At 72.5% G+C, this 24,986-nt stretch carries 20 protein-coding genes, 1 tRNA gene and 1 pseudogene; 13 read left to right on the top strand and 9 right to left on the bottom strand.

Annotation, left to right across the window (positions count from 1 at the left end; translation table 11 throughout):
• On the bottom strand, positions 1-1,155 hold a 1,155-nt coding region (locus tag AN218_RS26465), incomplete at its 3' end, for an ATP-binding protein (protein ID WP_141747700.1).
• Between the two features lie 161 nt (positions 1,156-1,316).
• Here AN218_RS26465 and AN218_RS26460 point away from each other — a divergent pair.
• Complete coding sequence (locus tag AN218_RS26460) at positions 1,317-4,094, top strand: AAA family ATPase (RefSeq protein WP_079132617.1); 2,778 nt, start codon at positions 1,317-1,319, stop codon at positions 4,092-4,094.
• 319 nt (positions 4,095-4,413) lie between these two features.
• Here AN218_RS26460 and AN218_RS26455 read toward each other — a convergent pair whose 3' ends face one another.
• Positions 4,414-5,169, bottom strand: coding sequence for an MBL fold metallo-hydrolase (locus tag AN218_RS26455; RefSeq protein ID WP_338059644.1), 756 nt, complete (start codon positions 5,167-5,169; stop codon positions 4,414-4,416).
• A 26-nt stretch (positions 5,170-5,195) separates the two neighbouring features.
• The gene (locus tag AN218_RS26450) at positions 5,196-5,738 is read right to left on the bottom strand and encodes an ester cyclase (protein WP_070019593.1); all 543 of its coding nucleotides are present in this window, start codon (positions 5,736-5,738) and stop codon (positions 5,196-5,198) included.
• A 272-nt stretch (positions 5,739-6,010) separates the two neighbouring features.
• On the opposite strand from AN218_RS26450, the gene AN218_RS37100 reads away from it, so the two are divergent.
• Complete coding sequence (locus AN218_RS37100) at positions 6,011-6,208, top strand: hypothetical protein (protein WP_070019591.1); 198 nt, start codon at positions 6,011-6,013, stop codon at positions 6,206-6,208.
• Positions 6,209-6,370: 162 nt separating this feature from the next.
• Here AN218_RS37100 and AN218_RS37095 read toward each other — a convergent pair whose 3' ends face one another.
• From AN218_RS37095 to AN218_RS26435, 3 genes are all read right to left on the bottom strand, one after another.
• Positions 6,371-6,514 carry a hypothetical protein gene (locus tag AN218_RS37095; protein WP_171908807.1) on the bottom strand — a complete coding sequence of 48 codons (144 nt, stop codon included), beginning with the start codon at positions 6,512-6,514 and terminating at the stop codon, positions 6,371-6,373.
• Between the two features lie 285 nt (positions 6,515-6,799).
• On the bottom strand, positions 6,800-7,873 hold the full coding sequence (locus AN218_RS26440; RefSeq protein ID WP_070019589.1) for a helix-turn-helix domain-containing protein: 1,074 nt from the start codon (positions 7,871-7,873) through the stop codon (positions 6,800-6,802).
• A gap of 515 nt (positions 7,874-8,388) precedes the next feature.
• Positions 8,389-8,461, bottom strand: a tRNA-Arg gene (locus AN218_RS26435).
• A 353-nt stretch (positions 8,462-8,814) separates the two neighbouring features.
• Between AN218_RS26435 and AN218_RS26430 the strand changes: the two genes are divergently transcribed.
• The 7 genes from AN218_RS26430 (at position 8,815) to AN218_RS26400 (ending at position 18,170) form a co-directional block, all read left to right on the top strand.
• The gene (locus AN218_RS26430; protein ID WP_079132619.1) at positions 8,815-10,557 is read left to right on the top strand and encodes a dynamin family protein; all 1,743 of its coding nucleotides are present in this window, start codon (positions 8,815-8,817) and stop codon (positions 10,555-10,557) included.
• A 606-nt stretch (positions 10,558-11,163) separates the two neighbouring features.
• Entirely contained in the window at positions 11,164-12,825 is a 1,662-nt protein-coding gene (locus AN218_RS26425) for a GTPase (RefSeq protein WP_420856017.1), read from the top strand.
• A gap of 201 nt (positions 12,826-13,026) precedes the next feature.
• Complete coding sequence (locus tag AN218_RS26420; protein ID WP_070019585.1) at positions 13,027-13,509, top strand: single-stranded DNA-binding protein; 483 nt, start codon at positions 13,027-13,029, stop codon at positions 13,507-13,509.
• A 210-nt stretch (positions 13,510-13,719) separates the two neighbouring features.
• Positions 13,720-15,249 (top strand): thioester domain-containing protein, encoded by a 1,530-nt coding sequence (locus tag AN218_RS26415; RefSeq protein ID WP_244900729.1) that lies wholly within the window; start codon positions 13,720-13,722, stop codon positions 15,247-15,249.
• A 150-nt stretch (positions 15,250-15,399) separates the two neighbouring features.
• The gene (gene ettA, locus AN218_RS26410) at positions 15,400-17,064 is read left to right on the top strand and encodes an energy-dependent translational throttle protein EttA (protein ID WP_070019583.1); all 1,665 of its coding nucleotides are present in this window, start codon (positions 15,400-15,402) and stop codon (positions 17,062-17,064) included.
• Positions 17,065-17,083: 19 nt separating this feature from the next.
• A complete protein-coding gene (locus tag AN218_RS26405) occupies positions 17,084-17,542 on the top strand; it encodes an acyl-CoA thioesterase (RefSeq protein WP_107421580.1) in 459 nt (152 codons plus the stop codon).
• Positions 17,511-18,170: a DUF8185 domain-containing protein gene (locus AN218_RS26400; protein ID WP_070019580.1), complete on the top strand. Its 660-nt coding sequence runs from the start codon at positions 17,511-17,513 to the stop codon at positions 18,168-18,170. The genes AN218_RS26405 and AN218_RS26400 overlap by 32 nt, the downstream gene beginning before the upstream one ends.
• 182 nt (positions 18,171-18,352) lie before the next feature.
• On the opposite strand, the gene AN218_RS26395 is transcribed toward AN218_RS26400, so the two are convergent.
• The 3 genes from AN218_RS26395 to AN218_RS26385 form a co-directional block, all read right to left on the bottom strand.
• Positions 18,353-18,766, bottom strand: coding sequence for a globin (locus tag AN218_RS26395; RefSeq protein WP_275936999.1), 414 nt, complete (start codon positions 18,764-18,766; stop codon positions 18,353-18,355).
• A gap of 102 nt (positions 18,767-18,868) precedes the next feature.
• A complete protein-coding gene (locus tag AN218_RS26390; protein WP_070019578.1) occupies positions 18,869-19,948 on the bottom strand; it encodes an ABC transporter permease in 1,080 nt (359 codons plus the stop codon).
• The gene (locus AN218_RS26385; RefSeq protein WP_070019576.1) at positions 19,945-20,673 is read right to left on the bottom strand and encodes an ABC transporter ATP-binding protein; all 729 of its coding nucleotides are present in this window, start codon (positions 20,671-20,673) and stop codon (positions 19,945-19,947) included. The genes AN218_RS26390 and AN218_RS26385 overlap by 4 nt, the downstream gene beginning before the upstream one ends.
• Positions 20,674-20,744: 71 nt before the next feature.
• Here AN218_RS26385 and AN218_RS26380 point away from each other — a divergent pair, with 71 nt between their 5' ends.
• The 4 genes and pseudogenes from AN218_RS26380 to AN218_RS37600 form a co-directional block, all read left to right on the top strand.
• Complete coding sequence (locus tag AN218_RS26380; RefSeq protein WP_070019574.1) at positions 20,745-21,752, top strand: methyltransferase domain-containing protein; 1,008 nt, start codon at positions 20,745-20,747, stop codon at positions 21,750-21,752.
• Between the two features lie 131 nt (positions 21,753-21,883).
• On the top strand, positions 21,884-22,618 hold the full coding sequence (locus tag AN218_RS26375) for a sulfite exporter TauE/SafE family protein (RefSeq protein ID WP_070019572.1): 735 nt from the start codon (positions 21,884-21,886) through the stop codon (positions 22,616-22,618).
• A 459-nt stretch (positions 22,619-23,077) separates the two neighbouring features.
• Positions 23,078-24,430: a coiled-coil domain-containing protein gene (locus tag AN218_RS26370; protein ID WP_070019571.1), complete on the top strand. Its 1,353-nt coding sequence runs from the start codon at positions 23,078-23,080 to the stop codon at positions 24,428-24,430.
• 315 nt (positions 24,431-24,745) lie between these two features.
• Positions 24,746-24,986: pseudogene (locus AN218_RS37600) on the top strand (zinc ribbon domain-containing protein); the annotation flags it as partial.

Genomic DNA, 24,986 nt, shown 5'->3' with positions numbered 1-24,986 from the left:
GCCGCCGAGGGCTCCCGCACGCGCCGCCGCGGACGCCGCCAGGGCGGGGCAGCGGCAGCTCAGCCGGCCGTCAGGACGGGCCGTCAGCACACCGGCGGCGATCAGGCGGTCCAGTGCGACGCCGACGTCGTCGAGCCGGGCGCCGAACGCCTCGGCGAGCAGCGGCAGTCCGTCCACGTCCGCGTTGTCGCACAGCGCCACCGCCTCCAGCACCCGCGGTGCCTCTCCGCCCAGCGCACCGGCGTACTCCAACAGCTCGTGCCCCGCGGGGAGTTCGATCGACTCCATGGGAAGACGCAGGCACAGCCGCCCGCGGAAGACGGTGAGCCGGTCGCGTTCCCAGAGGTCGGCGAAGGTGCTCAGCAGCGTGCCCGGGTTGGTGAACAGCGGTCCCAGCGCGGTGCGCAGACCCGTCGTCACCGTGTCGTCCAGGCGGCGGCCCGCGGCCCTGCGTACCAGCTCCTCGGCGGTCTCGTCGGCCAGCGGCCCGAGGTCGAGCACCTCGTCGGCGACGGTCGTCAACTCGGCCGTCCCCGGGGTCGGTTCGCCGTCCCGGCAGGTGGCCACGACCAGCGAGCCGGAGCGTCGTGCGGCGTCCAGCAGCGGGGCCGGTTCGGCGGCCGTGTGCGCGTCGTCGACGAGGACCGCCGTACGGCCGCGCCGGCCGATCCGTTCGAAGAGCAGGCCAAGTTCGGTCGCCATGCGCGCCGCCCAGCCCTCGGCGTCCCGTCCGGCGGCCTCGCTCAGCCGCACCACCGAGCTGAGCGAATCGGCCAGTCCGACGTCGTCGAACTCCTCGAACCGCTCCCGTACGGCGCACACCGTACGGGCGATGCCGAAGACGTCGCCGTCCGCGCCGGCTGAACAGGCCGCGTTCTCGGGGCAGTCGGAGCCGCCGGCCTCGTCGGCCCCGCCGGAGCCGTCCGCGGTGTACGGGCGCTCCGCGCAGGAGGCCGCCCCCGCGCCGAAGCAGAGCGGCAGCACCCGCACCCCGTCCGCCCGCAGTTGCTGCCCCACGGCGTCCAGGAGAGCGCTTCTGCCGATGCCCGCCGGGCCGCGCACCACCACCAGCCGTCCGTCGCCGCTCGCCGACGCCGCACGGAGCGCGGTCAGTTCAGCGTCCCTGCCCTGCACCGTCGTACGGTCTCGGCTCACCGGCGGCCCCTCTCGTGAGGCTTTCCGTGTCGGCCCCCGCAGGCTCTCGCCGCCCGATTCCCCGCTCTCGCGGGCGAATCCGGTGCGGTGCGGTGCGCTGGACGGGAGACTCTACATTCGCCAGGCCAACAGGGCGTGACGATGGGCATACTGGCTGCGTGATGCCCCACTGGCGCGACTCAGCCGGGAACTCAGAGCCACGCCACACCCTCTTCGGGCGTACGGAAGTGGTCGCGCGGATCACCGAGGCCGCCGCGAGCCGGGAGGCGGCACCGCTGGTCCTCGTCACCGGCCCCCCGGGCATCGGCCGCAGCGCCGTCCTGGACGGCGTACGAGAGCAGCTCACCGCACGCGGCGTCGCCACCCTCACGCTGCGCATGTCCCGCATCGAACGCGACCGCCCCCTCGGTCTGCTGTCCCGGCTGTGCGCCGAACTCCGCGCCCTGCAAGGGGCGGACGCCGGCCGGCGTACGGCGGGCAACGCGGCGAGCACCCACCGGCGTCCCGGCATCGGCAACCAACTGACCGCCGAACTACGGGCGTTACAGGCGGAGGGACGCCCGCTGACGGTGTTCGTCGACGACGTCCAGTGGGCCGACCCCGGCTCGCGCAAGGCGCTGCTGCCCGCGGTCCACACCCTGGCGGGCGGCTGCGTCAGCTTCGTGTGCGCCTACCGTCCGGCGCTGTCCGACCCCGACGGCGGACCGGCCGCCCTGCGCCGACTGTGCGCCGCCGGGCTCGCCGAGGTGACGTCTCTGCGGCCGCTGCCCGCCGCCGAGATCAGCGCGCTGGTCTCCCACAGGCTGCAGGCCATGCCGTCCGCGTCGCTCAACGGACATCTGCGGCGCAGTTGCCGCGGGGTGCCCGGCGCCGTGCACGCCGCCCTGGACGGCCACCGGCGCACCGGCACCCTGCGCGTCTTCGACCGGCACGCCTATCTCGTCTCCCCGGACACACCGCCCGAACTCCCCGCCGAACAGCCCCTGGTGGAGCAGGTGCGCCGACTCGGCGGACTGGCCCGGCCGGTGGCCGAGGCCCTCGCCGTGCTGCAACCGCTGGGCGAGGCGGCGCCCGCGCTGATCGCACGCGCCCTGGAGGTGAAGGAGAGCGAGGTCCGCGAGGAGCTGTCCCTGCTGTGGAGCGAGGGCGTGTTACAGCGCGGAGCCCGGCAGAGCGGCTGGCGGTTCCGGCTGCCGCTGCTCGCGTCGGCGCTGACGGCCGGGCTCGGGGAGTACGAGCGCCGCAAGCTCGCGGCGCTCGCCGTCACCGCCGTCTGGGCCGGCGAGGCCACCGCCGCCGACGCCTATCTCGCCGACCAACTGGCCCTCGCGGGCGGCTTCGTGGACACCCGGCGCGCGGCCCGCGAACTGATCGCCCGGAGCGTCGAGGCCATGCTGCACGACGGACACCCCGCGGAACGCTGGCTGCGGGCCGCGGTCAAGCTCACCGCCGAACCCGGCGAACACACCAGGGCGCTGCTGCTGCACGCCTCCACCTGCTACATCCACCATCGCTACGCCGAGGCGCTGGAGAGCGCATGGGCGGTGATCTCCAGCCACCCCGACCAGGTCTCCTCCACCGCACTCCTCGAAGCCGAACTCGTCTACGTCGTCTCCGTCGCCGCGACCTCCGACACGGCGGCGCTCACCGAACTGGCCCGGGACGGCTGGCGCTCCCTGCCGGGCGGCGAGGGCCACCGGACCATCGCTCGCTGCGCCGCCCTGTACCACCTGGACCGCTGGCGCGAGGCGGACGACCAACTGCGGGCCGCCTACGACACCTGGTCCGCAGGCGACGCCGTCGTCGCCGCGCTCGGGCACTTCTTCAGCGAGTCCATAGCCGCCGTTCTGGGCCGGATGACGGCGTTCGAGCGCAGCGTCGCCGACCCGGTCCACCGGCCGCTGTGGGAAGAGGGCTCCCGGCACCGCTTCGAGCGGCTGTGCGGACTGGCCCGCACGCTGCTCTCCTGCGGCGAACTGGAGCGCGCGACCCGTCTTCTCACCGACTACGGGCTGCAGTTCGGCCACTGGCCCGTGGCCGACCAGATCGTGGCCGGCAGCCTCCAGGGGGACTGGGACCGCTCACTGGACCTCGTACGGATGGTCCTGGCCGGCGACTCCCTGCTGGCCGACGTGCCCAGCCACACCCTGATGTGCCGGGCGGCGAGCATCATGTTCATCTCCCGCGGCCGGCTCACCCAGGCCCGTACGGTGCTCGACAAGGCACGCGACGAACAGCCCGTCATGCTCCATCTGCTGGCCGCCCCCGAGTCGGAACTGCGGCACGTCCTCGGCGCGGCCGACCAGGTGGACCGCGTGATCTCCGAGGCGATCGACTCCGCCGCCCGCGGCGGAGTGGTCATCGGCACCGAGGAACTCTGGCTCAGGAAGGTCCGGTTGGAGCTGGCCGGCGGCGACCGGGCAGCCGCGCGCCACTACGCCGCGGAGGCGGCGAGGGTCTCCGACCTGCTGGGCACCGACCGCGCCCTGCTCTTCCGGCTGCTGACGAAGGCGGTCGCCCACGCGGACCCCCGCGCCGCGGACGAGGCACTGCGGCTCGCCCGCCGCCGCGGCCAGCCGTACGAACTGGCCAAGACCGTCACGGCACTTGTCCGCCACGAACTGACCGACGTCGCCGCCCTGCGGGAGGCGTACGAGCTGTACGGGGAGCTGGACGCCCTGCTGCCCCGCGCCCGCCTGCGCAACCTGATGCGCTCGCGGAACATGGCCGTCCCGGGCCGCGACGCCACCATCGCGGAGAACGAACGGCTGCTCGCGACCCTGGTGACCGAGGGCCTCACCAACAGCGAACTGGCCGTCGTCCTCGGCTGCAGCCGGAAGAGCGTGGAATCCCGCCTGAGCCGCCTCTTCAAGCGCACCGGCTGCCTCTCCCGCGTCGAACTCGTCTCGGCGGTGGTCTCGGGGGCGTATCCGGCGTGAGTTCGCCACTGTCTCGCCGGTAGGGCGGGCGACAACTGTGAGGTCTCGCCCTCCGAGTCCACGCAGGTCGTCGATCCGTCCGAGGCGGTGATCGAGAACTCGTTCTCGATCCGCACTTCCAGGGACGAATCAGCGGATGCGATCAGGAGGGTCACCGCCCGATCGAAGCTCACCCTCGTCACCTCAGCGTCAGCCGTGAGGACCTGCCATGAGCCGTCGGTCTCCGTCAGGTGCAGGAATGTCATGTCGGCCACCGGTTCCACGAGTTCCGACCGGTACGCGGGTAACGGATCTGCCGCCCCGGAGCCGTGGGGCCCGGTCAGTTCTCTCCGCGCGCCTGCTCGTACAGCGTGGGGTCGTGAGAGCACAGGATCCGCAGATCGGGCTCCTGACGCTCGTACAGCTCACGCAGCCGCGCGTGGTTGTCGCGCACCCGCCGCGGGGCGTGGGCCACCGCCGCCTCCATGGCCCGCAGGGAGACCGGCACGCCTCCCCGTCCGTCGAGGGTGCCTCGGTGGTAGAAGGCGTCTCCGGCGTGCAGCAGCCAGTGACTGCCGGTGTCGACGGCCACCCCGGCGTGACCCCGGGTGTGGCCGGGCAGGGCGAGGAGTACGAGGCCGGGGGCGACGGAGTCCAGTTCACGGGCGGCGGCGAAGCCCCGCCACGTCTCCCCGTCGGGACGGTGCTCGACCAGCCGGGGACGATGGGCCCACTGGGCCGGCCGGAAGCGCAGCCGTTCCCGGGGTCCGGGGGAGTGGATCGCCCCTCGGGCCTCGGCCGAGGTGAGATGGACCGACGCGTCAGGGAAGTCGGCCAGTCCTCCGGCGTGGTCCACGTCGAGGTGGGTGAGGACGATGTGCCGCACGTCCTCCCGCCGGAAACCCAGCCGTTCGACCTGGCGGGCCGCCGTCTGCCGGGGGTCCAGGACCGGCCGTACGTAGTGACGTACCGGTCCCAGGCGCCGGGCCGGGTCGGCGACGTCCTGGAGTCCGTAACCGGAGTCGATCAGGACGAGCCCGCCCGCGGTTTCCAACAGCAGTACGTGGCACACCAGTTGGGCGCCGGGGGGTCGCATGGTGCCGCAGTCGAGGTGGTGGACCTTCATGGCAGGTCTGCGGGTGGGGTGTTGACGAGGCTGGGGTGCGGGGGCTGTCCGGACATCTTGAGGAGTCCTCGTAGGCAGCGGACGATCAGGGGCCAGTTGCGGGGGTTCTTCTTGTCGATGCCGCCGATGAGCTGCTTGAGCAGGGTCAGGCTGTCGAAGTAGACGCGTTCGCAGACCAGGTTCTCCTCTGTGTCGAAGAGGAAGTAGGCGGTCATGCGGACGCGGAAGCGGCTGCCGGTGGGCGGGATCGAGCCGAGCGGGCCCCGGTGGGTGCCCAGGAGCCAGAACTCGGCGATCACGGCGTCGTCGCTGTGACGCAGGGCGATGATCTCGTGGTCCTGGTCGGGGAAGGCGATGCGGGTGTCGTGGTAGTAGCCGCGGACTTCGCTGTCCCCGTCGTGGACGGTCATGGTGGGGATCAGCTCGTAGTGCGGGTGCGGGAAGGTGGAGAGCACCTGGTCCCAGTCCTGGCGTACTTCGTCGTGGAAGTGGTCCAGCACCAGCTTCTGGCGGGCCGCGCGACGGGACTCGGTGGTCATAGGGGTCTGCCTCGGTTTCGTGGGGGAGAGAAGGAGCACGGTGGGGGCTGCGTGCCTGGCCGAAGGGGCCCAGAGTGTAGCGGGAGTTGACGGGGGCGCCCGTCGATCAGGGGTTCGCGCAGGAATGGGTGAGCGAGCGGGCCGGGGATTCGCCCGGCAACCGCAGCGGCGGATGTGCTGTGCCCTCCAAAGCCGAGCGGTGTCACCGGAGTTCGGCGATCAGTAGGTCGTGCCGGAGAGGCCTGACCGAACGGACGCGAGGGGCGCCGATCATGCTCACTTTGGCGGCGGTCGCCGAGAACCCGCTTGCTCTGACCCGGCACCTGGAGCTGGCCGACGGTCCGGAGGTCGTCTGGCTGACGACTATCAGGGGAAGGGCGTGGGGACTCAGGTCTTTCCGCTCGTCGTGGACGTCGCACGGCGATTCGGCCGACATGATCCTCGGCCTGCGTCCGCCGCAGGGCCGGTAACGGGCGCACGCTGCGGCCCGGCAGCGGCGGCCGGCGCTTGATGCCTCCGCGTACGGCGATGGACGGGCGGCCGACTCGGAGAGGACGCGCCTCAGCCCGCGGCCGGGCTCCCGGCGGCCGCCTCAACCCCTCAGACTCGGAACGCGGGTACTCCCCGCGCCGCTACCACCATCGGCTGCAACTGACGTTGTCGCAGGCGCGCATGTACACACTCCGGGCGCCCCGGTAGGGGTAGTCCTTCCCGAACTTCATCTTCTTGTGCGTCACCCGCCCCGATTCCCAGTAGACCTTCCTCTGTACGGACACGTGGTCGTCGGTGCCTGCCCACGTGAAGTGGCCGTTGCAACCGGCGTGACCGTCCTTCTTCCACCATTTTCCGACGTCGGCCGAATAGCCCTTGGTCGGTGTGTACAGGGTCTTGACCGCGTACTTGGTGAAGTGCGGCTGGGACGGTTCGGCACCGGCGGCGCCCCCACCGGCAAGAGTTGGCCCGGTACCCCATGAAGCGATCCGAGAGTGCGGCGTGAGCGGCCCCCCGGTGCTGCGTTCACCTGCTCACGCCGCCGTTCTCATCTGCTCGGCCTTCAAAAACTAGCCCGCCTCTGCTGAGGCGTCGTTAGCAGTGAGTGCCAGCCCCTTAGCGTCCGGTGCCAGGCCGTCGTGCAGGGCCAACTGCCGGTATTCGCGCGGCGGGACGCCGTAGGCGGTGCGGAAGGCCCGGGTGAAGTCGGCGGCGCGGCGGAAGCCCCAGCGGGCGGCCACGGCGTGGATCGGCCGAGCGGCCAGCGCCGGGTCGGCCAGGTCGTGCCGGGCGCGTTCGAGCCGGTGCCGGCGGATGAACGCGCCGACGGTGGTGCCCTGGCTCTGGAAGAGGCGGTGCAGGGTGCGGCGCGAGACGTGGTGGGCCTCGGCGATCAGGTCCGGGCCGAGATCCGGGTCGGCCAACTGCCGCTGGATGAAGGCGTGGACGCGTACGAGCAGGGTCTGCCGGCGGGTCTCGGGCGGCAGCGCCCGGTCGGCGCCGAAGTGGTGGGCGAGCAACGACGCGGCGAGGTCGAGTGCCACACCGCCAAGCCGCGCGGCGTCCGCGGGCGCGTAGCGGGTGGTGTCGGTGGCCAGACGGACGATGAACTGGGCGAACAGGGCGCCGATGCCCTCCCGGCCGGATAAGTCCGCCGCCAGCAGCCGGTCGGCGACGTCGGCGGGAAGCGGCAGCAGCGCCCGTGGGATGAGTGCCTGCACCAACATGACGTCACCTGCGGGCCGTTGGTTCTCCCCGCTCCGGTGTGTCCTGCTCCGGTCGGCGACGAGTTCTCCCCGGTAGGGCCGTGAGGTGGTGGACAGGGTCAGGTCGCCGGCGCTCAGGACGGCCTGCCGGTCCTCCTGGTCGACGGCGACGGACCCTTGCCGGGCGAGGGCGAAGTCATACAGCTCGGGGTCGGACTGCCGGATCAGCTTCGGCGTGCGGTGGGAGCGCAGCGAGGGGCAGGCGAGCACGGACACCTGGACGGGGCCCAGTCCCAGCAGGCGCAGGGTCGCGTCGAAGTCGTCAGCATGGTCGGTGTGGAGTTCGGTCGGCGCGTGGCTGGCGAAGGCCAGTTGGCGCCATCCCTCGAACCGCTCCGCCGGCGGCAACTCCGCGCCCTGGAACACCGTTTCGGACACCGTTCGCTGCTCCCCCGTCTCCCCGCGCGTGCTTGCTTGCGTCCGGTGCGTCCAGCGTGCCATGCGCCGGGCCCGAGCACTCGCCGGAGCGGGGCGGCGCACGGGATACCGCATGGCGGTCAGCCTGCCCCGGAGCTGTCGGGGGCTCCCGCCGGACGCGGCTCCCGCCCCCTCCGGTGAGGCGCGCTTCCGTACGCGGCCCCCGTACCCCGCGACGACCCGACCGCCGCTCCGAGCGCGACGACGGCCCGACCGCCGAGACGCGGGCGATGGAGCCCAGCGACGCCCGCCGGGACGGACCGCGGCGGCAGCCGTCGCCGCGTGCCAGGCCGCCGTCCACGAGCGGCTGCTGACCGTCGGCAACGGACGAGGTACGACACGCCGCACACCGCGCCCGGCACGATGATCGTCAGCCCTGCCGCGACGCTCCGGCACGCCTGCGGAACGATCACCTCTCCCGCACCTGACCAGCGAAAACGCCGTCCTCTACGGGCGTAGAGAACGGCGTTCAAACGCGCCCCCGGCAGGACTCGAACCTGCGGCCAAGCGCTTAGAAGGCGCCTGCTCTATCCACTGAGCTACGGGGGCCGGTCTCGGTCGGTCGCGGAGGAGTGGGCGTGCCTCCGGGTGACCGTGGCGCGGTCAAGGATAGGGGTCCCCGTGGCTGGCGCTGTGTGCTTCACGTCCGCGACACCATGTGGAGGTTCGGTGAAGCGCCTCCGATAATCGCAGGCCGGTGCGATTCGTGCAGCGGTTTTCGCTCCGAGGTGCACGGGTGTTGCTCAGTCGTTATGGGTGCACCGGTGGGGGCGGGGGTGGCGTACGGGTCAAATGGCGCGAATGGCTTCATCCACACCCGAAACCGATTGTTTTCAGCACGCAGAGCCGTGAATACGCTTCAAAAAGCAGTCGAATTTGGGCATTCTGCGCATGTGGCGATCTTGAACGTACGGCCCGAACTGCTCGACGCACTGTCAGCGCTCCGCGATGGCGTCGCCGCCGCACGCTTTCCGCTGCCGCTTCCCGGTGCCGACCGCGCCCGCTGTTCGCGGGACGAACTCCTGGCCCAGCTCGACGACTACCTCCTGCCGCGGCTGCGCGCGCCCAAGGCGCCGCTGCTCGCCGTCGTCGGAGGTTCCACGGGCGCGGGGAAGTCGACACTCGTCAACTCCCTTGTGGGGCGCCGAGTCAGCGAAGCCGGAGTGCTGCGGCCCACCACGCGTACGCCTGTGCTCGTCTGTCATCCCGAGGACGAACGCTGGTTCGCGGACCGGCGCGTCCTGCCCCGCCTCTCCCGTGTGTGGATGCCGCGTCAGGACGCGCACGAGGCGGAGCCGGACGACGATGTGCAGGGCTGCGCCGCGCAGGAACTCCTCGGCCGTGACGACGGACAGGACGACGAGGGCGCCGAGGCCGCGCTGCGCATCGAGACCGACACCGCCCTTCCCCAGGGACTGGCCCTGCTCGACGCCCCGGACATCGACTCCCTCGTCGCCTCCAACCGCGATCTCGCCGCCGAACTGCTCTGCGCCGCCGACATCTGGGTGCTGGTGACCACCGCTGCCCGCTACGCGGACGCCGTTCCCTGGCATCTGCTGCGTACGGCGCGGGAGTACGACGTCACGCTCGTCACCGTCCTCGACCGTGTGCCGCACCAGATCGCCTCCGACGTCGCCCGCCAGTACGGCTCGCTGCTGATCCGCGAGGGCCTGGCCGACGTGCCGCGCTTCACCGTTCCCGAACTGCCGGAATCCGCCGGGGGGTCGGGGCTGCTGCCGGCGACCGCCGTCGCCGGGCTGCGCAACTGGCTCACGCAGCGCGCGCTCGATCCGGCCGCACGCGCGGTCGCCGGACGCCGTACGGCCGTGGGCGCCCTCGCCTCGCTCCGCTCCCGCGTCGCCGCGCTCGCCAACGCCTCGGCGGCCCAGCACGCCGCCGCGCTGCGGCTGACCGGCCACATCGAAGAGGCCTACGAGGAGGCGCGGGTACGCGTACGCCGGCACATCGCCGTCGGCGAACTCCTCGCGGGCGACGCCGACGCGCTCTGGCGCGGCTTCCCCGTCGATAGCAAGGGCGAAGAGGTGCTCGACGCCTTCGAGACGGGACTGACGACGCTCCTCGCCTCCTCCGTCGCCGCCGCCGACGAACGCGTCGCCGAGGCATGGCGGCGCGATCCCGCCGAACCCGGCGCCGAGATCACGGAGATCGCCACCGGCCAGGCCGGCGAGGACACCCGGGCCGGTCAGGAGACCGCCGACGGACGCGGCCGGATGAACCTCCTCGTACGGCGCTGGCGGCGCTGCCTCGAAGAGCTCACCGAGGAGGAAGCCCGGGCCGTGGACCACGGGTTCGGACGGGACGCGGAGGAGGCCGCCGCGATGCTGGCGACGGCGCTGGTGGGCGGAGGGCATGCCGCGAGCGCGTACCGCAGCCTGGCCACCGCCTTCGGTGAACCGAGCGCGCGCCGGCTGCGCGAGTGCGGCGTCCGCCTGCTCGCCACCTATGTGGAGCGCGCCCTGTACGAGGAACGCGACCGGCGTCTCGCCCCCCTGGACTCCCTGGAGACGGCCCCCGACCCGCAGGTCGACCTCATCGCCGCCCTGTCGGTGCTGCGCAAAGCGGAGGCGGCGGCGCAGTCGGAGCCGGGGGCACGGAAGTTGTCGCAGTCGCAGACGGAGAGGTGACCGCAGTGTCCACAGCGGATGTTCGGGCCGACGGCACGTGCGATGAGGAACAGAACGCCGCTCCGGCCGCCCACGGCGCCGGGGAACTCGGCGCCAACGGCGGTGCCCGGGACGGCGGTTCGGGGGACGTGGCGGTCGCGGACGCCCCGGACGGCACCCGTGAGGCGGACGTCTCCCGGGACGCGGCCGACGCCGACGAGGAGAGTGCCTGGGACGACGGGCTGATCGCCCGGCGTGCACGCGCGTCGCTCCCCGGTGAGCGCCGTGGCCGCTCGACGGCCACCGCCCTGTGGGACGCGGAACCCGAGGCCCCGGTGGGCGCCCGGCGGACGGCCCACGACGGAGCGGGCTCCGGCGCCGGGGCCCAAGCGCCGTATCTGGGGCGGACGTTGCCGGACCAGGCCCCGGCGGACTGGCCGGTGGGCGGCACGCGTTCGCGGGAGCAGTACGAGAACGANGGAAAGCGCCCTCGGGCGGCGGGTCGTCGCGCTGCGACGACTTGTCGACCTGTCGAGAACGCGCCTGCCCCGGCGGGCCCTCGCGGAGGCCGACCGCGTACTGGACGCGGCGGACGCGCGCGAGCGGCTCTCCCGCCGGTACACCACCGTGGCCATCGCCGGAGCCACCGGCAGCGGCAAGTCGTCCCTCTTCAACGCCCTTGCCGGGACACGGCTTTCACAGGCCGGCATGCGCAGACCCACCACCGCCACGCCCGTCGCCTGCTCGTGGGAGGTGCCCGGCGCGGGACCGGCCGACGGACTCCTCGACCGGCTCGGCATCCCGCCGTCCACCCGGCGGCTGATGCGCCCCGAGTCCGACTGGAGAGGACGGATCGACGAGGAGGCCCGCAGCGAACTGGAGGGTCTCGTCCTCATCGACATGCCCGACCACGACTCGGCGGCCGAGGGCCACCGCGAGCAGGTGGAGCGGCTGCTGCGTCTCGTCGACGCCGTCGTGTGGGTGGTCGACCCGGAGAAGTACGCGGACGCCGTGCTGCACGAGCGGTATCTGCGCCCCCTCGCCGGGTACGCCGAGGTGACCTTCATCGTCCTCAACCAGACCGACCGTCTGCCGGGCGACGCCACGGACGCGGTGCTCAACGATCTGCGGCGGCTCCTGGACGAGGACGGCATGGCGCTCGGCGACCACGGCGAGCCCGGCGCGCGCGTCCTCGCGACGTCGGCGCTCGTGGGCGAGGGAGTCGACGAACTCCGCGCCGAACTGGCCGGGTTCGTGGCCGAGCGGCGGGCGGCGTCGCTGCGGCTGAGCGCGGATCTGGACGTGGTCGTGGAGCGGCTGCGCCCCGAGTACGAGCCGTGCGGATCCGTGCCCGCCGCGACCGCTCCCTCGGGGCTCACCGAGGACGTACGCGAGGACTTCTCCGGGCGGCTGGCGCGTGCCGCGGGCGCGGTGGCCGCCGGGCAGGCGGCCGAACGGGCCTGGCGACGGTACGCGGAACGCGCCTGCGGCACACCGTGGGCGCAGTTGCAGCACTGGTACGAGGACCGGCGCTCGCGCAAGGAGTCCGCGCCGGACGGCGGCGCGACGGTCGCAGACGTGGAGGACGGCGGGGACTTCGGCGGACCGGACGCAGGGGCGTCCGAAGGTCTGCCCGGCGGCGCGCTCGACGAGGACCGCATGGTGCGACCCGCGGGCGACGGCGCGAACGACAGGGCCGCGGCGGCCTCGCCCTCCGGGGAGGCGCGTCCCCGCGTGGCCCGGCCCCTCGTGGCGCACGCGGTGCGCAGCGTGGTGGAGGAGGCGGCGGCCGGTCTGCCCGAGGCCTGGCGCAGATCCGTGCGCGACGCCGCATGGCGCGGAGCCTCGGGTCTGCCGGAGGCCCTCGACGACGTACTGAGTGAGGACGCGGAGCAGTCCGCCGCAGCGCATGGGCGCGCGGGGGTGCCGCACCGCCCGGTGTGGTGGAGCTTCGCGCTGACGGGCCAACTGGCGCTGCTGCTCCTCCAGTTGGCCGGTGCCGCATGTGTGCTGTGCGCGGCGCTCGGGATGAGCGTCGTCGCCGAGTGGGCAGGTGTGGCGCTGTTCATCGGTGGTGTCCTCGGAGGTTCGTTGCTGTCGTGGGGATGCCGCTTCGCCGCGCGCGGGCCCGCTGCGGAGTACGGACGGAGCGAGGAGCGGCGGCTGCGGCGGCTGGTGGCGGGATGCGGACAGGTGCACGTGCTGGAACCGGTGGCGGCGGAGCTGCTGCGGTTCCGCGAGGTGCGTGAGCAGTACGTGATCGCGGCCGGCGACACCTCGTCTTTGTAACCCCGTACCCGGGGCGGAACGGAGCGCTCAGGCGCTGAACCCCTCTTGCGGGTGGCGGAGTTGTCCACAACCACCCGGTAGTCCCCAGCTCAGAGCGGGATTTCCGTGATCGGTGCACGCTGGATTTGTCCGGTGCGACTGCGCCGGTCACGGGGCGAACCGGGCGTCCGCACAGGGCGTGCCGGGGAGATGAGGGGGCGTATGAACGAGACGTACTTGACGGTCGTGGGGAACGTCGCGACGCGGGTCGAATACAGGACGACGGCGTCCGGGGTGCCGCTGGCACGGTTCCGGCTCGCCAGCTCGGTGCGCCGCTTCGACTCGCAGGAGCGCTCCTGGTCGGACGTGGGGACGAGCTTCTACACGGTGTGGGCCCGGCGGAGCCTCGCGGAGAACGTGGCCTCGTCGGTGACCGTCGGCGAACCGGTCATCGTCACCGGCCAGTTCAGGCTTCGCGAGTCCGACCGGGACGGGCGGCACTACGTCTCAGCGGAGCTGTCCGCCCACAGCGTCGGGCACGATCTCTCGCGCGGCACCTCCGCCTTCGTACGGGTCTCGTCCGCGCGGCGGGTGCTGGTGGAGAGCGGCCACGGGGACGGTGGGCCGGAGGCGTTGCCCGGCACTCCGGAGCCCGCGGGCGCTCTTGCGGAGGGGAAGCTTCCAGGTCAGTCGGCCGAGCCGTGATCGTCCCGGTCCGCCGGATTCGCTGATAACGATTGTGAGTCGGAACGCTTGAACGGTCGGATCGCGGGGGATCGGAGCGTCTCCGCTCCTTACGATCCCCCGCGTGGCTGACGGGGGTTCAGTGCTTGGCGACGGGACAGCGCGACGCGGAGACCAGGTCACCGAGGTGACCGCCGACTGTCGTGCTCGTGCCGCCCGGAGGGGAATGTCATGAGGTTTGTCCGCGGGACCGTCGCCGCCATGGGCCGGCACCGGACCGTACGTGCGCTGAGGCGTCCTGCCGTCGCGCTGTGCACCGCCGTACTGCTCGTGGCGGGCGTGTCCGCCGCCACCCCGGCCGCCGCGGCCACAACGCCGGCCGAGGACGAGCCGTCGAGACAGGGCGGTGCCACGGCCACCCTGGAGGGGCTGAAGACCTACGGGCAGGCCGTCGTCCACGAGGACGGCGAGGAACTGACCACCGGCGCGGGGCTGTTCGAGATGGCCGTCGACGGCGGCGGCAGGCTCCAGACGTACGGGCTCGACGTGGACAACCCCACGCAGCAGCACGCGCGGTACGGCGAGACCGACTGGGCGCGCACATCACTGCACGACAACCCCGACGCGGGCAAGATCGTGTGGATCCTGCGCCACTCCTATCCGCAGGTCGACGATCTCAACGCCCTGGCGAAAAGGGCGCGTTCGGGGAAGCTCTCACCGGAGACGGCCGCCGCCGGTACTCAGGTCGCCGTCTGGCGCTTCACCGACGGTCCGGGCGCGCGCCCGGACCGCGGGAAGGGCGGAGGCGCTGATCGCGGGAAGGGCGGAGGTCTGCGCGTCAGCGCCATGGACCCCGCGGCGGAGAAGCTCGCGGACCATTTGGAGCGCTCCGCACGGAAGTTGGCGCAGCCGCGTCCCTCGCTCTCCCTCGACCCCGCGGTGCTCTCCCGCAGGAGCGGCCGGCTCGGTCCCTTCACGGTGCGTACCTCCGCGTCCGGCGCCGCCGTCTCGCAGACGCCGGGCTCGGCGTCGCCGGGGGCTCGGATCGTGGACCGGAACGGACGTCAGGTCACGTCGGTACAGGACGGTGCGCGGCTCTACCTCGACGTGCCCGAGGCACGGCGGCAGGCGGGCAAGGGCTCGCTGACCGTGCAGGCCGCGACCAAGGTCGCCGTCGGTCGGGCCTTCACCGGAGTCGGGGGCCACGCCGCGAGCCAGGCGCAGATACTCGCCGGGTCCAGCAGGTCGACGGTCACCGCGTCGGCGTCCGTGGACTGGGCGGAGAGCGGAGCGATACCCGCGGTCGAGACGGCGAAGAACTGCGCACGCGGCGGAGTTCTGGTCACGGTCTCCAACAGCGGGGACCGGGCCTTCCGGTTCCGCCTCGCGGGCGAGGAGCACGCCGTGGCGGCGGGTGGGCACCGTACGTACACCGTGCCGGTGCGCGAGGACCAGGCGTACCGCATCCCGCTCACCGGACCCCGTGGCACGACGAAGTCGTTCAGCGGCGTGCTGGACTGCGCCACCCGGAGCGCCGTGCCCGTCGCGGCGGCGGAGGACGACGGTCAGGCATCGCAACTGCGTACGGCCACCGTGGGCGGCGGAGCCGGCAAGGGCGCGGGCGGCGATCTCGCGGAGACCGGGGCGAGCGGCACCCCGATGATCGCCGGTACGGCGGTCGGGCTGGTGGTGCTCGGTGCGATGGCCGTGCTCGTGGTGCGCAGGAAGAATCCGGACGACGAGGGCGTTCACGCCGAGTGAGGCTCGACCCCGCTTGCCCGCTGTGCCCGGAAGCGGTCGCGGGCCCGGCCGCCCCGTTTCGGGGTACGGCCGGGTGTGCGGCAAGATGGGGGCGTCTGCCCGTGCGGCGCTGCCGCGCCCCGAAACCTACTGACTGCCGGACGGTTCCTCTTGGCTGAGTACATCTACACCCTTCGCAAGGCGCGCAAGGCGCACGGAGACAAGGTGATCCTCGACGACGTCACCTTGAGCTTCCTGCCGGGCGCGAAGATCGGTGTCGTGGGACCGAACGGCGCCGGGAAGTCCACGGTGCTGCGCATCATGGCCGGGCTCGACCAGCCGTCCAACGGCGACGCCCAGCTCGCCCCGGGCTACAGCGTCGGCATCCTGCTCCAGGAGCCGCCGCTGGACGAGTCGAAGACGGTGCTGGCGAACGTCGAGGACGGCGTTGCCGAGACCAAGGGCAAGCTCGACCGGTTCAACGAGATCGCCGAGCAGATGGCGACGGACTACTCGGACGAGCTGATGGAGGAGATGGGCAAGCTCCAGGAGCAGCTCGACCACGCCAACGCGTGGGACCTGGAGTCCCAGCTCGAACAGGCCATGGACGCGCTGGGCTGCCCGCCCGGCGAGTGGCCCGTCACCACGCTCTCCGGCGGTGAGAAGCGCCGCGTCGCGCTGTGCAAGCTGCTGCTGGAGCAGCCCGACCTGCTGCTGCTCGACGAGCCGACCAACCATCTGGACGCCGAGTCCGTGCAGTGGCTGGAGCAGCACCTCGCGCAGTACCCGGGCACCGTCGTCGCCATCACCCACGACCGGTACTTCCTGGACAACGTCGCTGGCTGGATCATGGAGCTCGACCGGGGCCGCGCCATCGGCTACGAGGGCAACTACTCCACGTACCTGGAGAAGAAGCAGTCCCGGCTGAAGGTCGAGGGGCAGAAGGACGCCAAGCGCGCCAAGCGCCTCAAGGACGAGCTGGAGTGGGTGCGCTCCAACGCCAAGGGGCGGCAGGCCAAGTCCCGGGCGCGGCTCACGCGTTACGAGGAGATGGCCGCCGAGGCGGAGAAGACCCGGAAGCTGGACTTCGAGGAGATCCAGATCCCGCCGGGCCCGCGCCTGGGCAACGTCGTCGTCGAGGTGGAGCACCTCAGCAAGGGCTTCGGTGACAAGGTGCTCATCGACGACCTGTCCTTCTCGCTGCCGCGCAACGGCATCGTCGGCGTGATCGGGCCCAACGGTGCGGGCAAGACCACCCTGTTCAAGATGATCCAGGGCCTGGAGAAGCCGGACGAGGGCTCCATCAAGGTCGGCGACACGGTCAAGATCTCCTACGTCGACCAGACCCGGAGCAACATCGACGCCAAGAAGACGCTGTGGGCCGTCGTCTCCGACGAGCTGGACTACATCAACGTCGGCCAGGTCGAGATGCCTTCGCGCGCGTACGTGTCGGCCTTCGGCTTCAAGGGCCCCGACCAGCAGAAGCCCGCGGGCGTGCTCTCCGGCGGTGAGCGCAACCGGCTGAACCTGGCGCTGACCCTGAAGCAGGGCGGCAACCTGCTGCTGCTCGACGAGCCGACCAACGACCTCGACGTCGAGACTCTCTCCTCGCTGGAGAACGCGCTGCTGGACTTCCCCGGCTGTGCGGTGGTCGTCTCCCACGACCGCTGGTTCCTGGACCGCGTGGCCACGCACATCCTCGCCTACGAGGGCGAGTCCAAGTGGTTCTGGTTCGAGGGCAACTTCGAGGCGTACGAGAAGAACAAGATCGAGCGGCTGGGTCCGGACGCCGCGCGTCCGCACCGCGCCACCTACAAGAAGCTCACCCGCGGCTGAGGCAGGCTGGTCGGTTCACGTGCGTCACACATACCAGTGCCCCCTGCGCTGGTCGGACATGGACGCCTACGGGCACGTCAACAACGTCGTCTACCTCCGTTATCTGGAGGAGGCGCGGATCGACTTCATGTTCCGGGTGGCGGGGGAGGCCGTGGGCTCGTCCGAGTCCGAAGTGCCCGAGGAGCGCGCGCCGTTCAGGGCGGGCTGCGTGGTGGCGCGGCACGAGATCGACTATCTCAAGCCGCTCTTCCACCGCTACGAGCCCGTCACCGTCGAGACATGGGTGACGAAGCTGAACGCGGCCTCGGCCACCCTCGCGTACGAGGTCAAGGACGCGGGGGCGGTCTATGTACGGGCCGAGACCGTCATCGTCCCCTACGACATGGAGAAGGAACGCCCGCGGCGGCTCACCGACGGTGAACGGGAGTTCCTGGAGGGCTATTTCGATGACAGTTCGGCAGCGCCTCGTCTTCGCTGACCCGAAGGAGGCCGCGGGGCTGGAGGCGTTTCTGCGGCGGCTGCTGCGCTGGGAGAAGGCCGCCGCCGTACGTATCCAGTCCGGCGGCGGCGTCGTGGGCTTCTTCGCCAAGCCCGCGCGCTTCGAGGTGCTGGCCGTGCGGACGGCGCGGCTGCTGGAGCCGGCCGACACCGACGTCACCGTCTCCGCGGGCGAACTCCTCGAAGGCGTCGACGAGTCGGCCGAGGCCGTCACGGTGCCCGAGGCGGTGACCGGACCCCCGTGGGCCGGGATGCTTCCGCCGCGCGGAGGCTGGGAGCCCTTCGGGGAGGTCCCGGCGGACGCGGTACGGGCGGTCGCCGCCGCGGCGGTGGGTGAATTCCGGGAGCGGGCCGAGCAGTTGGGCCAACCGGAGCGCACCCGGGAGAAGCTGGACGCGCTCGCCGAGGAGATCTGGTCCCGGCCGCTGGGCCGTACGCAACTGCCGTTGCGGGCCGTACATGCCGCGCACGCGCTGGGCTTTCTCGCCGGCGAGGGGACGCTGAAGCTGCTGCGGACCGGTTCCTGGCTGCGGCTGCGGACACCGTCCGGATCCGTGGTGGTGCGCGGCGGCGAGACGAACACCGGGCTGAGCGTCACCCCGGTCTGACGCCTCGCCGGGCTGATTCGTCCCCGGTCCGGCTCTCCCGGGGCTCAGTCCTCCCGGGCCTCAGTTCTCCCGGGGCTCAGCCCTCACGCTGCGGCCTCACATGTCCGGCCCCTCATGCGGGCGGGCGGCCGGGCGTCCGTACGCCCAGCCGCCCGTCGGCCCGCGTGTGCCGAACCGAACGCTCAGTCCGGGGAGTTGACCATGGAGCCGGCCGCGTACACGAGGTAGTCCCACAACTGGCGCTCGTGCTCGGGCGCGAGTCCGAGCTCGTCGACGGCGTCCCGCATGTGCCGCAGCCAGGCGTCGTGCGCCGCGCGGTCGACCTTGAACGGCACGTGCCGCATCCGCAGCCGCGGGTGCCCCCGCTGGTCGCTGTAGGTGCGGGGGCCGCCCCAGTACTGCATGAGGAAGAGCGTCAACCGCTCCTCGGCGGGGCCGAGATCCTCCTCCGGATACATGGGGCGCAGCAGCGGGTCCTCGGCGACACCCTGGTAGAAGCGGTGCACGAGCCGCCGGAAGGTCTCCTCGCCTCCGACCTGCTCGTAGAAGGTCTGCGTCTGCAAGCTGCCGCGTGGAATCTCCATCACGCCCCCCATGGTCGCAGATCCCCCGGCCCCGCCATCAGCCCTCGTCACGGCCCGACCGGGCCGGCGCCGCCGGGCGTGGTCCCACCGCCGCCGGGCGCCGTACCCGCACCGTCACGCGTCGTCCCAGCGGAAGAGCCGGGAGGCGATCAGCGTCACCACCGCCGCGAACAGCAGCAGTCCGCCCATCACCGGCAGCGCAGCGCCCCAGCTCTCGCCCCTGCTCAGTACCGCCTGCATGGCGTCGGCGAGGTGTGTGAGCGGAAGGAACTCCGAGATGGAGCGCACCCAGCCGGGCGCGGCCTCCAGCGGGAAGAAGGAGCCGGAGAGGAAGGCCATCGGCAGGACGATGATCTGCGCGAGGCCGTTCGCCGCCTCCTCCGTCTTCGCCCACGAGCCGATGAGCAGGCCGATCGACATGAAGGCGAGCGTGCCGCACGCCACCAGCGGAAGACACAGCCACCAGCTCCCGCCTAGCCGCAGCCCGTAGTACGGCAGGGTCGCCAGGCCCAGGAAGATGCCGGTCTGCGCGAACGCGAGGGCGAGGTTGACCCCGACCCGGGCGCCGATCACCGACCCCGGCCCGACGGGCGCGAGCCACAGCCGCCGCAGGATCCGCTTCTTGCGCCAGCTCACCAGGTTCAGCGCGGAGCCGAAGACGCCGCCCATCGCGACGGCCCAGCTCAGCAGCCCCGGAGTGAGGAACTGGATCGGCTTGACCGACTCGTCCTCGATGCGCTTCGTGGTCAGCCGGTACGCGGGCGGCTTGCCCGTGGCCTCCTGGTTGGCCTGCTGGATGACGGAGTCCACGACGCTGCGGACGTTGCCCGAACGTACCGAGTCGGCCGCCGAGTAGCGCATCGCGACCTCGCCGTCGCCGCTCTGGAAGACGGCCGCGTCCGTGTCGCCCTCGCGCACCTTCTTCAGCGCCTCGGTGCGCGCGGCGGCCGAGCCGTCCGTCTTCTCGATGCTCAACACGTCGCGCAACTGGGCGCGTTCGCCGTCGGGTATGGAGTCGAGCACCTTCACGTCGCCGACCTGGACGATCTTCGCCTGCGGCGTGGACTCGTCGTCGAAGAGGGCACCGAAGAGCGCGAGGAACATCAGCGGGAAGACGAGCATGAAGAAGACGGCGGCCCTGTCCCGCAGCAGCCCGAGCGCCATGGCCTTCGAGAGGCTGACGAAGCTCTTCATTCCCGGTACTCCCTCCCCGTGAGCTGGAGGAAGACGTCCTCCAGCGACCGCACCCCCAGCTCCTCGATCAACTGCGCGGGGGCGCCCACGCGCAGGATCCGTCCCTCGTCCATCACGGCCACGCGGTCGCACAGCGTCTCGGCCTCGTCCATGTAGTGCGTCGTGAGGACGACGGTGCGGCCCTCGGAGTTGATCGTCCGCAGCAGGTCCCACAGGTTCCGCCGGGCCTGCGGGTCGAGGCCGGTGGTGGGCTCGTCCAGGAAGACCAGTTCGGGGTCGTGCACGAGGGCGCAGGCGATGGACAGCCGCTGGGCCTGCCCTCCGGAGAGCTTGTTCTCGCGGGTGCCGCGCTTGTCGTTCAGGCCGACCGTGCGGAGCATCTCGTCGGCACGGGAGCCCGGGACGCCGTAGAGGGAGGCGAAGGTGTGTATCTGCTCGCGGGCGCTGAGCCGCTCGAAGAACGCCGACGCCTGGAGCTGCACGCCGATGCGGTGCAGCAGCGCCGGGTTGCGCGGCCAGGACGCCTCACCCAGCAGGCGGGCGCTGCCCTCGTCCGGTTCCCTGAGCCCCTCGACTATCTCCAGGGTCGTGGTCTTTCCTGCCCCGTTCGGTCCGAGGATCCCGTAGAACTCGCCCCGCTCCACCTCGAAGGAGACGTCGTCCACCGCCGTGGTCTCCCCGTAGCGCTTGCGCAGCCCCTCGGCCGTGATCGCTTTCTCTGCCATGCCGGGAGGCTAGCTGCGGAAGGTCACCTTCAGGCCTCGCGCGGACTGCTTCTGCGCAGCACAGTGGAGACATGGCGGGTGTTTCGGATCTTGTGCGGCAGATCGTCGCCGGGGGCGCGCTGACCGATCCGGCGTGGCGGTCCGCGTTCGCCGAGGTGCCCCGCGAGGTGTTCGTGCCGTACTACTACGTCACCCTCTCCGGCGGCGGACAGGAGCGGCTGTGGCGGGAGGACCCCGACCCGGAGCGGCGGCGACGCTGGCTCGCGGGCGTCTACGACGATGTGCCGCTGGCCACGCGGGTGCGCGACGGCGCACTGGTCTCCTCCAGCAGCCAGCCCTCGCTGATGGCGATGATGCTGGAGGCGCTGGACGTACGGGACGGGATGCGCGTGCTGGAGATCGGCACCGGTACCGGCTACAACGCCGCGTTGCTCGCGCACCGGCTGGGCGACGCGCAGGTGACCAGCGTCGACCTCGAACCCGAGGTCACCGAGGCGGCGCGGGTGCATCTGGCCGTCGCCGGGTACCGGCCCCGCGTCGTCACGGGCGACGGGGCGCTCGGGGTCCCCGCGTACGCGCCGTACGACCGCGTCATCGCGACGTGCGCCCTGGGCGCGGTGCCCGGCGCGTGGCTGGAGCAGTGCGCGCCGGGGGCGCTGGTGCTCGCGCCGGTGGGGACGGGGCTCGTGGTGCTGCGGGTGGCCGGGCCGCGGGACGCCGAGGGGCGCTTCCTGCCCACGCCGGCGTACTTCGTGCCGCTGCGCGGCGGCTGGAGCGGCGGCGGGGAGAGCGGGGGAGCGGCGGGACGGCCGGGACGGTCCACGTGCGGGATCCCGCGGCACGCCCAGCGGCACGACTCCTTCCACTTCCTCTTCGGCCTCGCCGGGCACCGGGTCGGTCCGCGGGAGGCGTACGAGCTGTGGCGCGGCGCGGGCCGTCCCGCCCGGGAGCGTTACGGGGTGACGGTGCGCGGCGGTGCGCAGTGGGCGTGGCTGGACGATCCGGACGGGCCGCACAGATGGCCGCTGGGCGCGGGCAGTTCGGGAAGCACGGGCGCCGCGGGGAGCGCGCACAGATGACGTCGCGCGGGTTCCGCGGAGGCCCCGGGGGCACGGGACGCTTCGGTCAGCGGATGTAAACTTCCGCACCACGGAAGGAAATCCGGGTCCGCCCCCTCCAACGCCCCCTCGCCTCCGTCTAGTTTCGAAGGATGCTCAGCGGCTGTACCTTCCTCGTCCTGCTCGGCGGCATCGTGCTGCTGGGGGCGTCCGTGCAGCGGCTGGCGGGGATCGGTTTCGGCATGCTCGCCTCTCCCGCCCTGGTCCTGCTGCTGGGCCCCGTACAGGGCGTCGCGCTCGTCAACTGCGCCGGCGTCGTCATCGGCGTCGCCGGGCTCGCGACGAACTGGCGGCAGGTGCGGCTGCCGACGATGGGCCCGCTGGTCGCGGCCGCCGCGCTCACCGTGCCGCTGGGCGCCTGGCTCGCGCTGCGGCTGCCGGAGCCCGCGCTGCTGACGGGGTTCGGGGTGCTCATCACCGTCGCCGTCCTGCTGGTGATGCGCGGCGCGCGCGTCGCCTCGTTGCACGGCAGGGGCGGCGCTGTCGCCGCGGGAGCGGCCAGCGGATTCATGAACTCCGCGGCGGGCGCGGGCGGTCCCGCGCTCTCCCTGTACGCCGTCAACGCGGGCTGGACGGCAGGGGAGTTCGTGCCCAACGCGCAGTTCTACGGGCTCGTCGTCAACCTGATGTCCGCCGCCGCCAAGGGACTTCCCCGGCTCGACGGCTCCGCCTGGCTGCTGGTCGCCGTGACCATGGGCGCGGGGCTCGTCCTGGGCCACCTGCTCGCCGCCCGTACGCCGGAGAAGGGGGCGCGCCGCATCATCCTGGGGCTCGCGCTGACGGGCGGAGTGGCCTCGGCCGCGAAGGGCCTGTGGCTGCTGGTGTGACGGGAACCGCCGGGGTGCGCGGCGCGTGTTCCGGGTAGGGCCGGGGGTGTGCCGGCGGCCGTACGGAAGCGGGCAGGCCGCTTCCGAGGTCCCGATCCGAACAAGATCCCGGTGGAATCAGTGTGGTTGGTGTTCCGCGTGGCCATACTCTGGGGCGGTGGGCCCCGACCCGTTGCGACGGCGGCATCGCGCAACGTAGGCGGGCGGACGGTCCACGACGACCAGGGGGAGGGGCTACGAGCCGTGGGACAGGCGTACTTGAGGCCGGTGCGGCCTCCGGCGTCCGCGCGCGCCCGTCCGTACGGCGTCCGGTCCCGCGCCTCGTCCTCCCGCCGTTCCGGCCGCCGCCTCGCGCCCGTTCCGTACCGCCCGCTCCGGAACGACCTGCTGTGAACCGCCCGTGATCCGACCCTGACCGCAACCGACCAGCCGCACACCACACACGCAGCGAGGTGATCGATGGGGCCCGCGGGACCCACCGGACCGGTGATGAGCCGGGAGGAGGCCGACCGTGCTCTGGAGCGGCTCACCGCCGAACACGAGGCGGTCGAGTCGTCGTTGCTCGCGCTCCAGGACCACGCGGGCCGCCGCCTTCTCGAGGGCGCGCAGCTCACCGGTGTCACGGCACGGCGCTGGGCGGAGGCCGAGGCGGCCGTCACCCGGCTGTGGAGCGTCTTCGACTACTACAGCGGCACCCTCGCCAAGGCCCAGGAGGTACGGGAGCGCAGACGCTGGCCCAGCCGCGAGGACCTCGCCGAGCTGACCCAACTCCTGCGCGGGCCCCGCACGTTGCCCGGCAGCGTCCTGGGCGACGGCACGGCACCGCCCCCGGCCGGGGACGGCAGCGCGGGCGGAAGCGGAGGCCCCCGGCTCACGGAGGAGGTCACCCTCGGCGGGCTCGTCGAGTGGATGAACGGCTGGTACGCACAGGCCCTCGACGTCGTCGCCGCGGCGGACTCCGTCTGGTCCGCCCTGCCCGCGCGCATAGACATGCTCGCCGCCGAACTGCGCCGCGTACGCTCCCTCGCGCACTCCGTGGGGGTGCGCCCCGGCGAGCACCCCGCGGGGGACGATCTGGAGCGTACGACGGAGGAACTCACCGCGCTGCGCGCCGAGGTGGTCTCCGACCCGCTGGCGTTCTGGACCCGCGCGGGCGGCAGCAGCGCCCCCGGCGGCGGCCGTCCCGACACCTCGCGCTACGACCGAGCCGCGCGCCGGCTGGAGGACGTACGCCGCGAGATCGACGCCGTGCTGAACGTCCGTCAGGACTCCGAACAGCGGCTGATGCGGCTGCGCGACGTGCTCTCCCGCGCGGACCGCACCCTCGCCGAGGCCCGCGAGGCGCGCGGCGAGGTGCTGGCCAAGATCGCGGCCTCGGAGGTCCCCGCGGTCAGCGGCCCCGCGACGGCGCTCCAGGAGGAGTTGACGGCCGCTGCCGAGTACCGGCGCCGCTCGCAGTGGCACCGGCTCTCGCCCCTGCTGGAGTCCCTGGAGGAGCGCGCCGAGGACGAGTTGGACCGGGCGCGCGCCCAACTCGCCGCCGTCACCGCGCCGTTGGCCGTACGGGCGGAGCTGCGCGGACGCCTGGACGCGTACAAGGCGAAGGTGGCGCAGCAGGGCATGGCCGAGGACCGGATGCTGATCGAGCGCTACGACGCGGCACGGCGGATGCTGTGGAGCGCGCCGTGCGATCTGCGGGCCGCCGAGGACGCCGTACTGCGCTACCAGCACGCGGCGCAGGACGTGCTGATGGCCCGGCACGGCGGCGCCGAGGGCGGCTCCGCCCGAGCCGAGGGAGTGGCGGACTCGTGAACGGGGCAGGGGGAGCGGTACGTGCGGGGGGAGCGACTGCCGTACGGGAAGCGGCCGTCGCAGGACGAGGGGGATCAACTGCCGTACGGCGAAAGGCTGTTGTACGGGGAAGGTGCGGTGCACGGCGGGGAGCGTACGCGGCGCGGGGGACGCCGGGGGATACTTCCGCAGGGGGAGACGCCGCCGTACGGGGAGAGGCTCTCCCCGGCTCCGGGGGACGTGCCGGACGTCCGTCCGGCACGCGCAGTGCGGCACCGAGAGGAACGAACCGGCGGAACGGGCCCGTCCCTTCCGCCCCTGGACGTGGGTGTGACCATGCTTGATCGACTGTCCGCTTGTCCGCGCTGCTCCGAGCCGCTCACGGCCGGGGAACGCTTCTGCGGCGTCTGCGGCGCCGACCTGACGGCGGTGGTGGGACCGGCCGGTGCCGAAGCGGCCCCGCACGAGGTGTGGCCGCCGACCGTCGCGGACAACGGGCTGCGGGCGGAACCGCCCTCCGGGCCCGTCCCGCCCGCGGGCGAGGGCGACTTCACGCTGGCGCCGGCCGACCACCGCG

The organism is Streptomyces nanshensis, assembly GCF_001751255.1.
Lineage (GTDB): Bacteria > Actinomycetota > Actinomycetes > Streptomycetales > Streptomycetaceae > Streptomyces > Streptomyces nanshensis_A.
The sequence above is the reverse complement of the archived record's forward strand: the minus strand, read 5'-3'. Positions and strand labels throughout refer to the sequence as shown.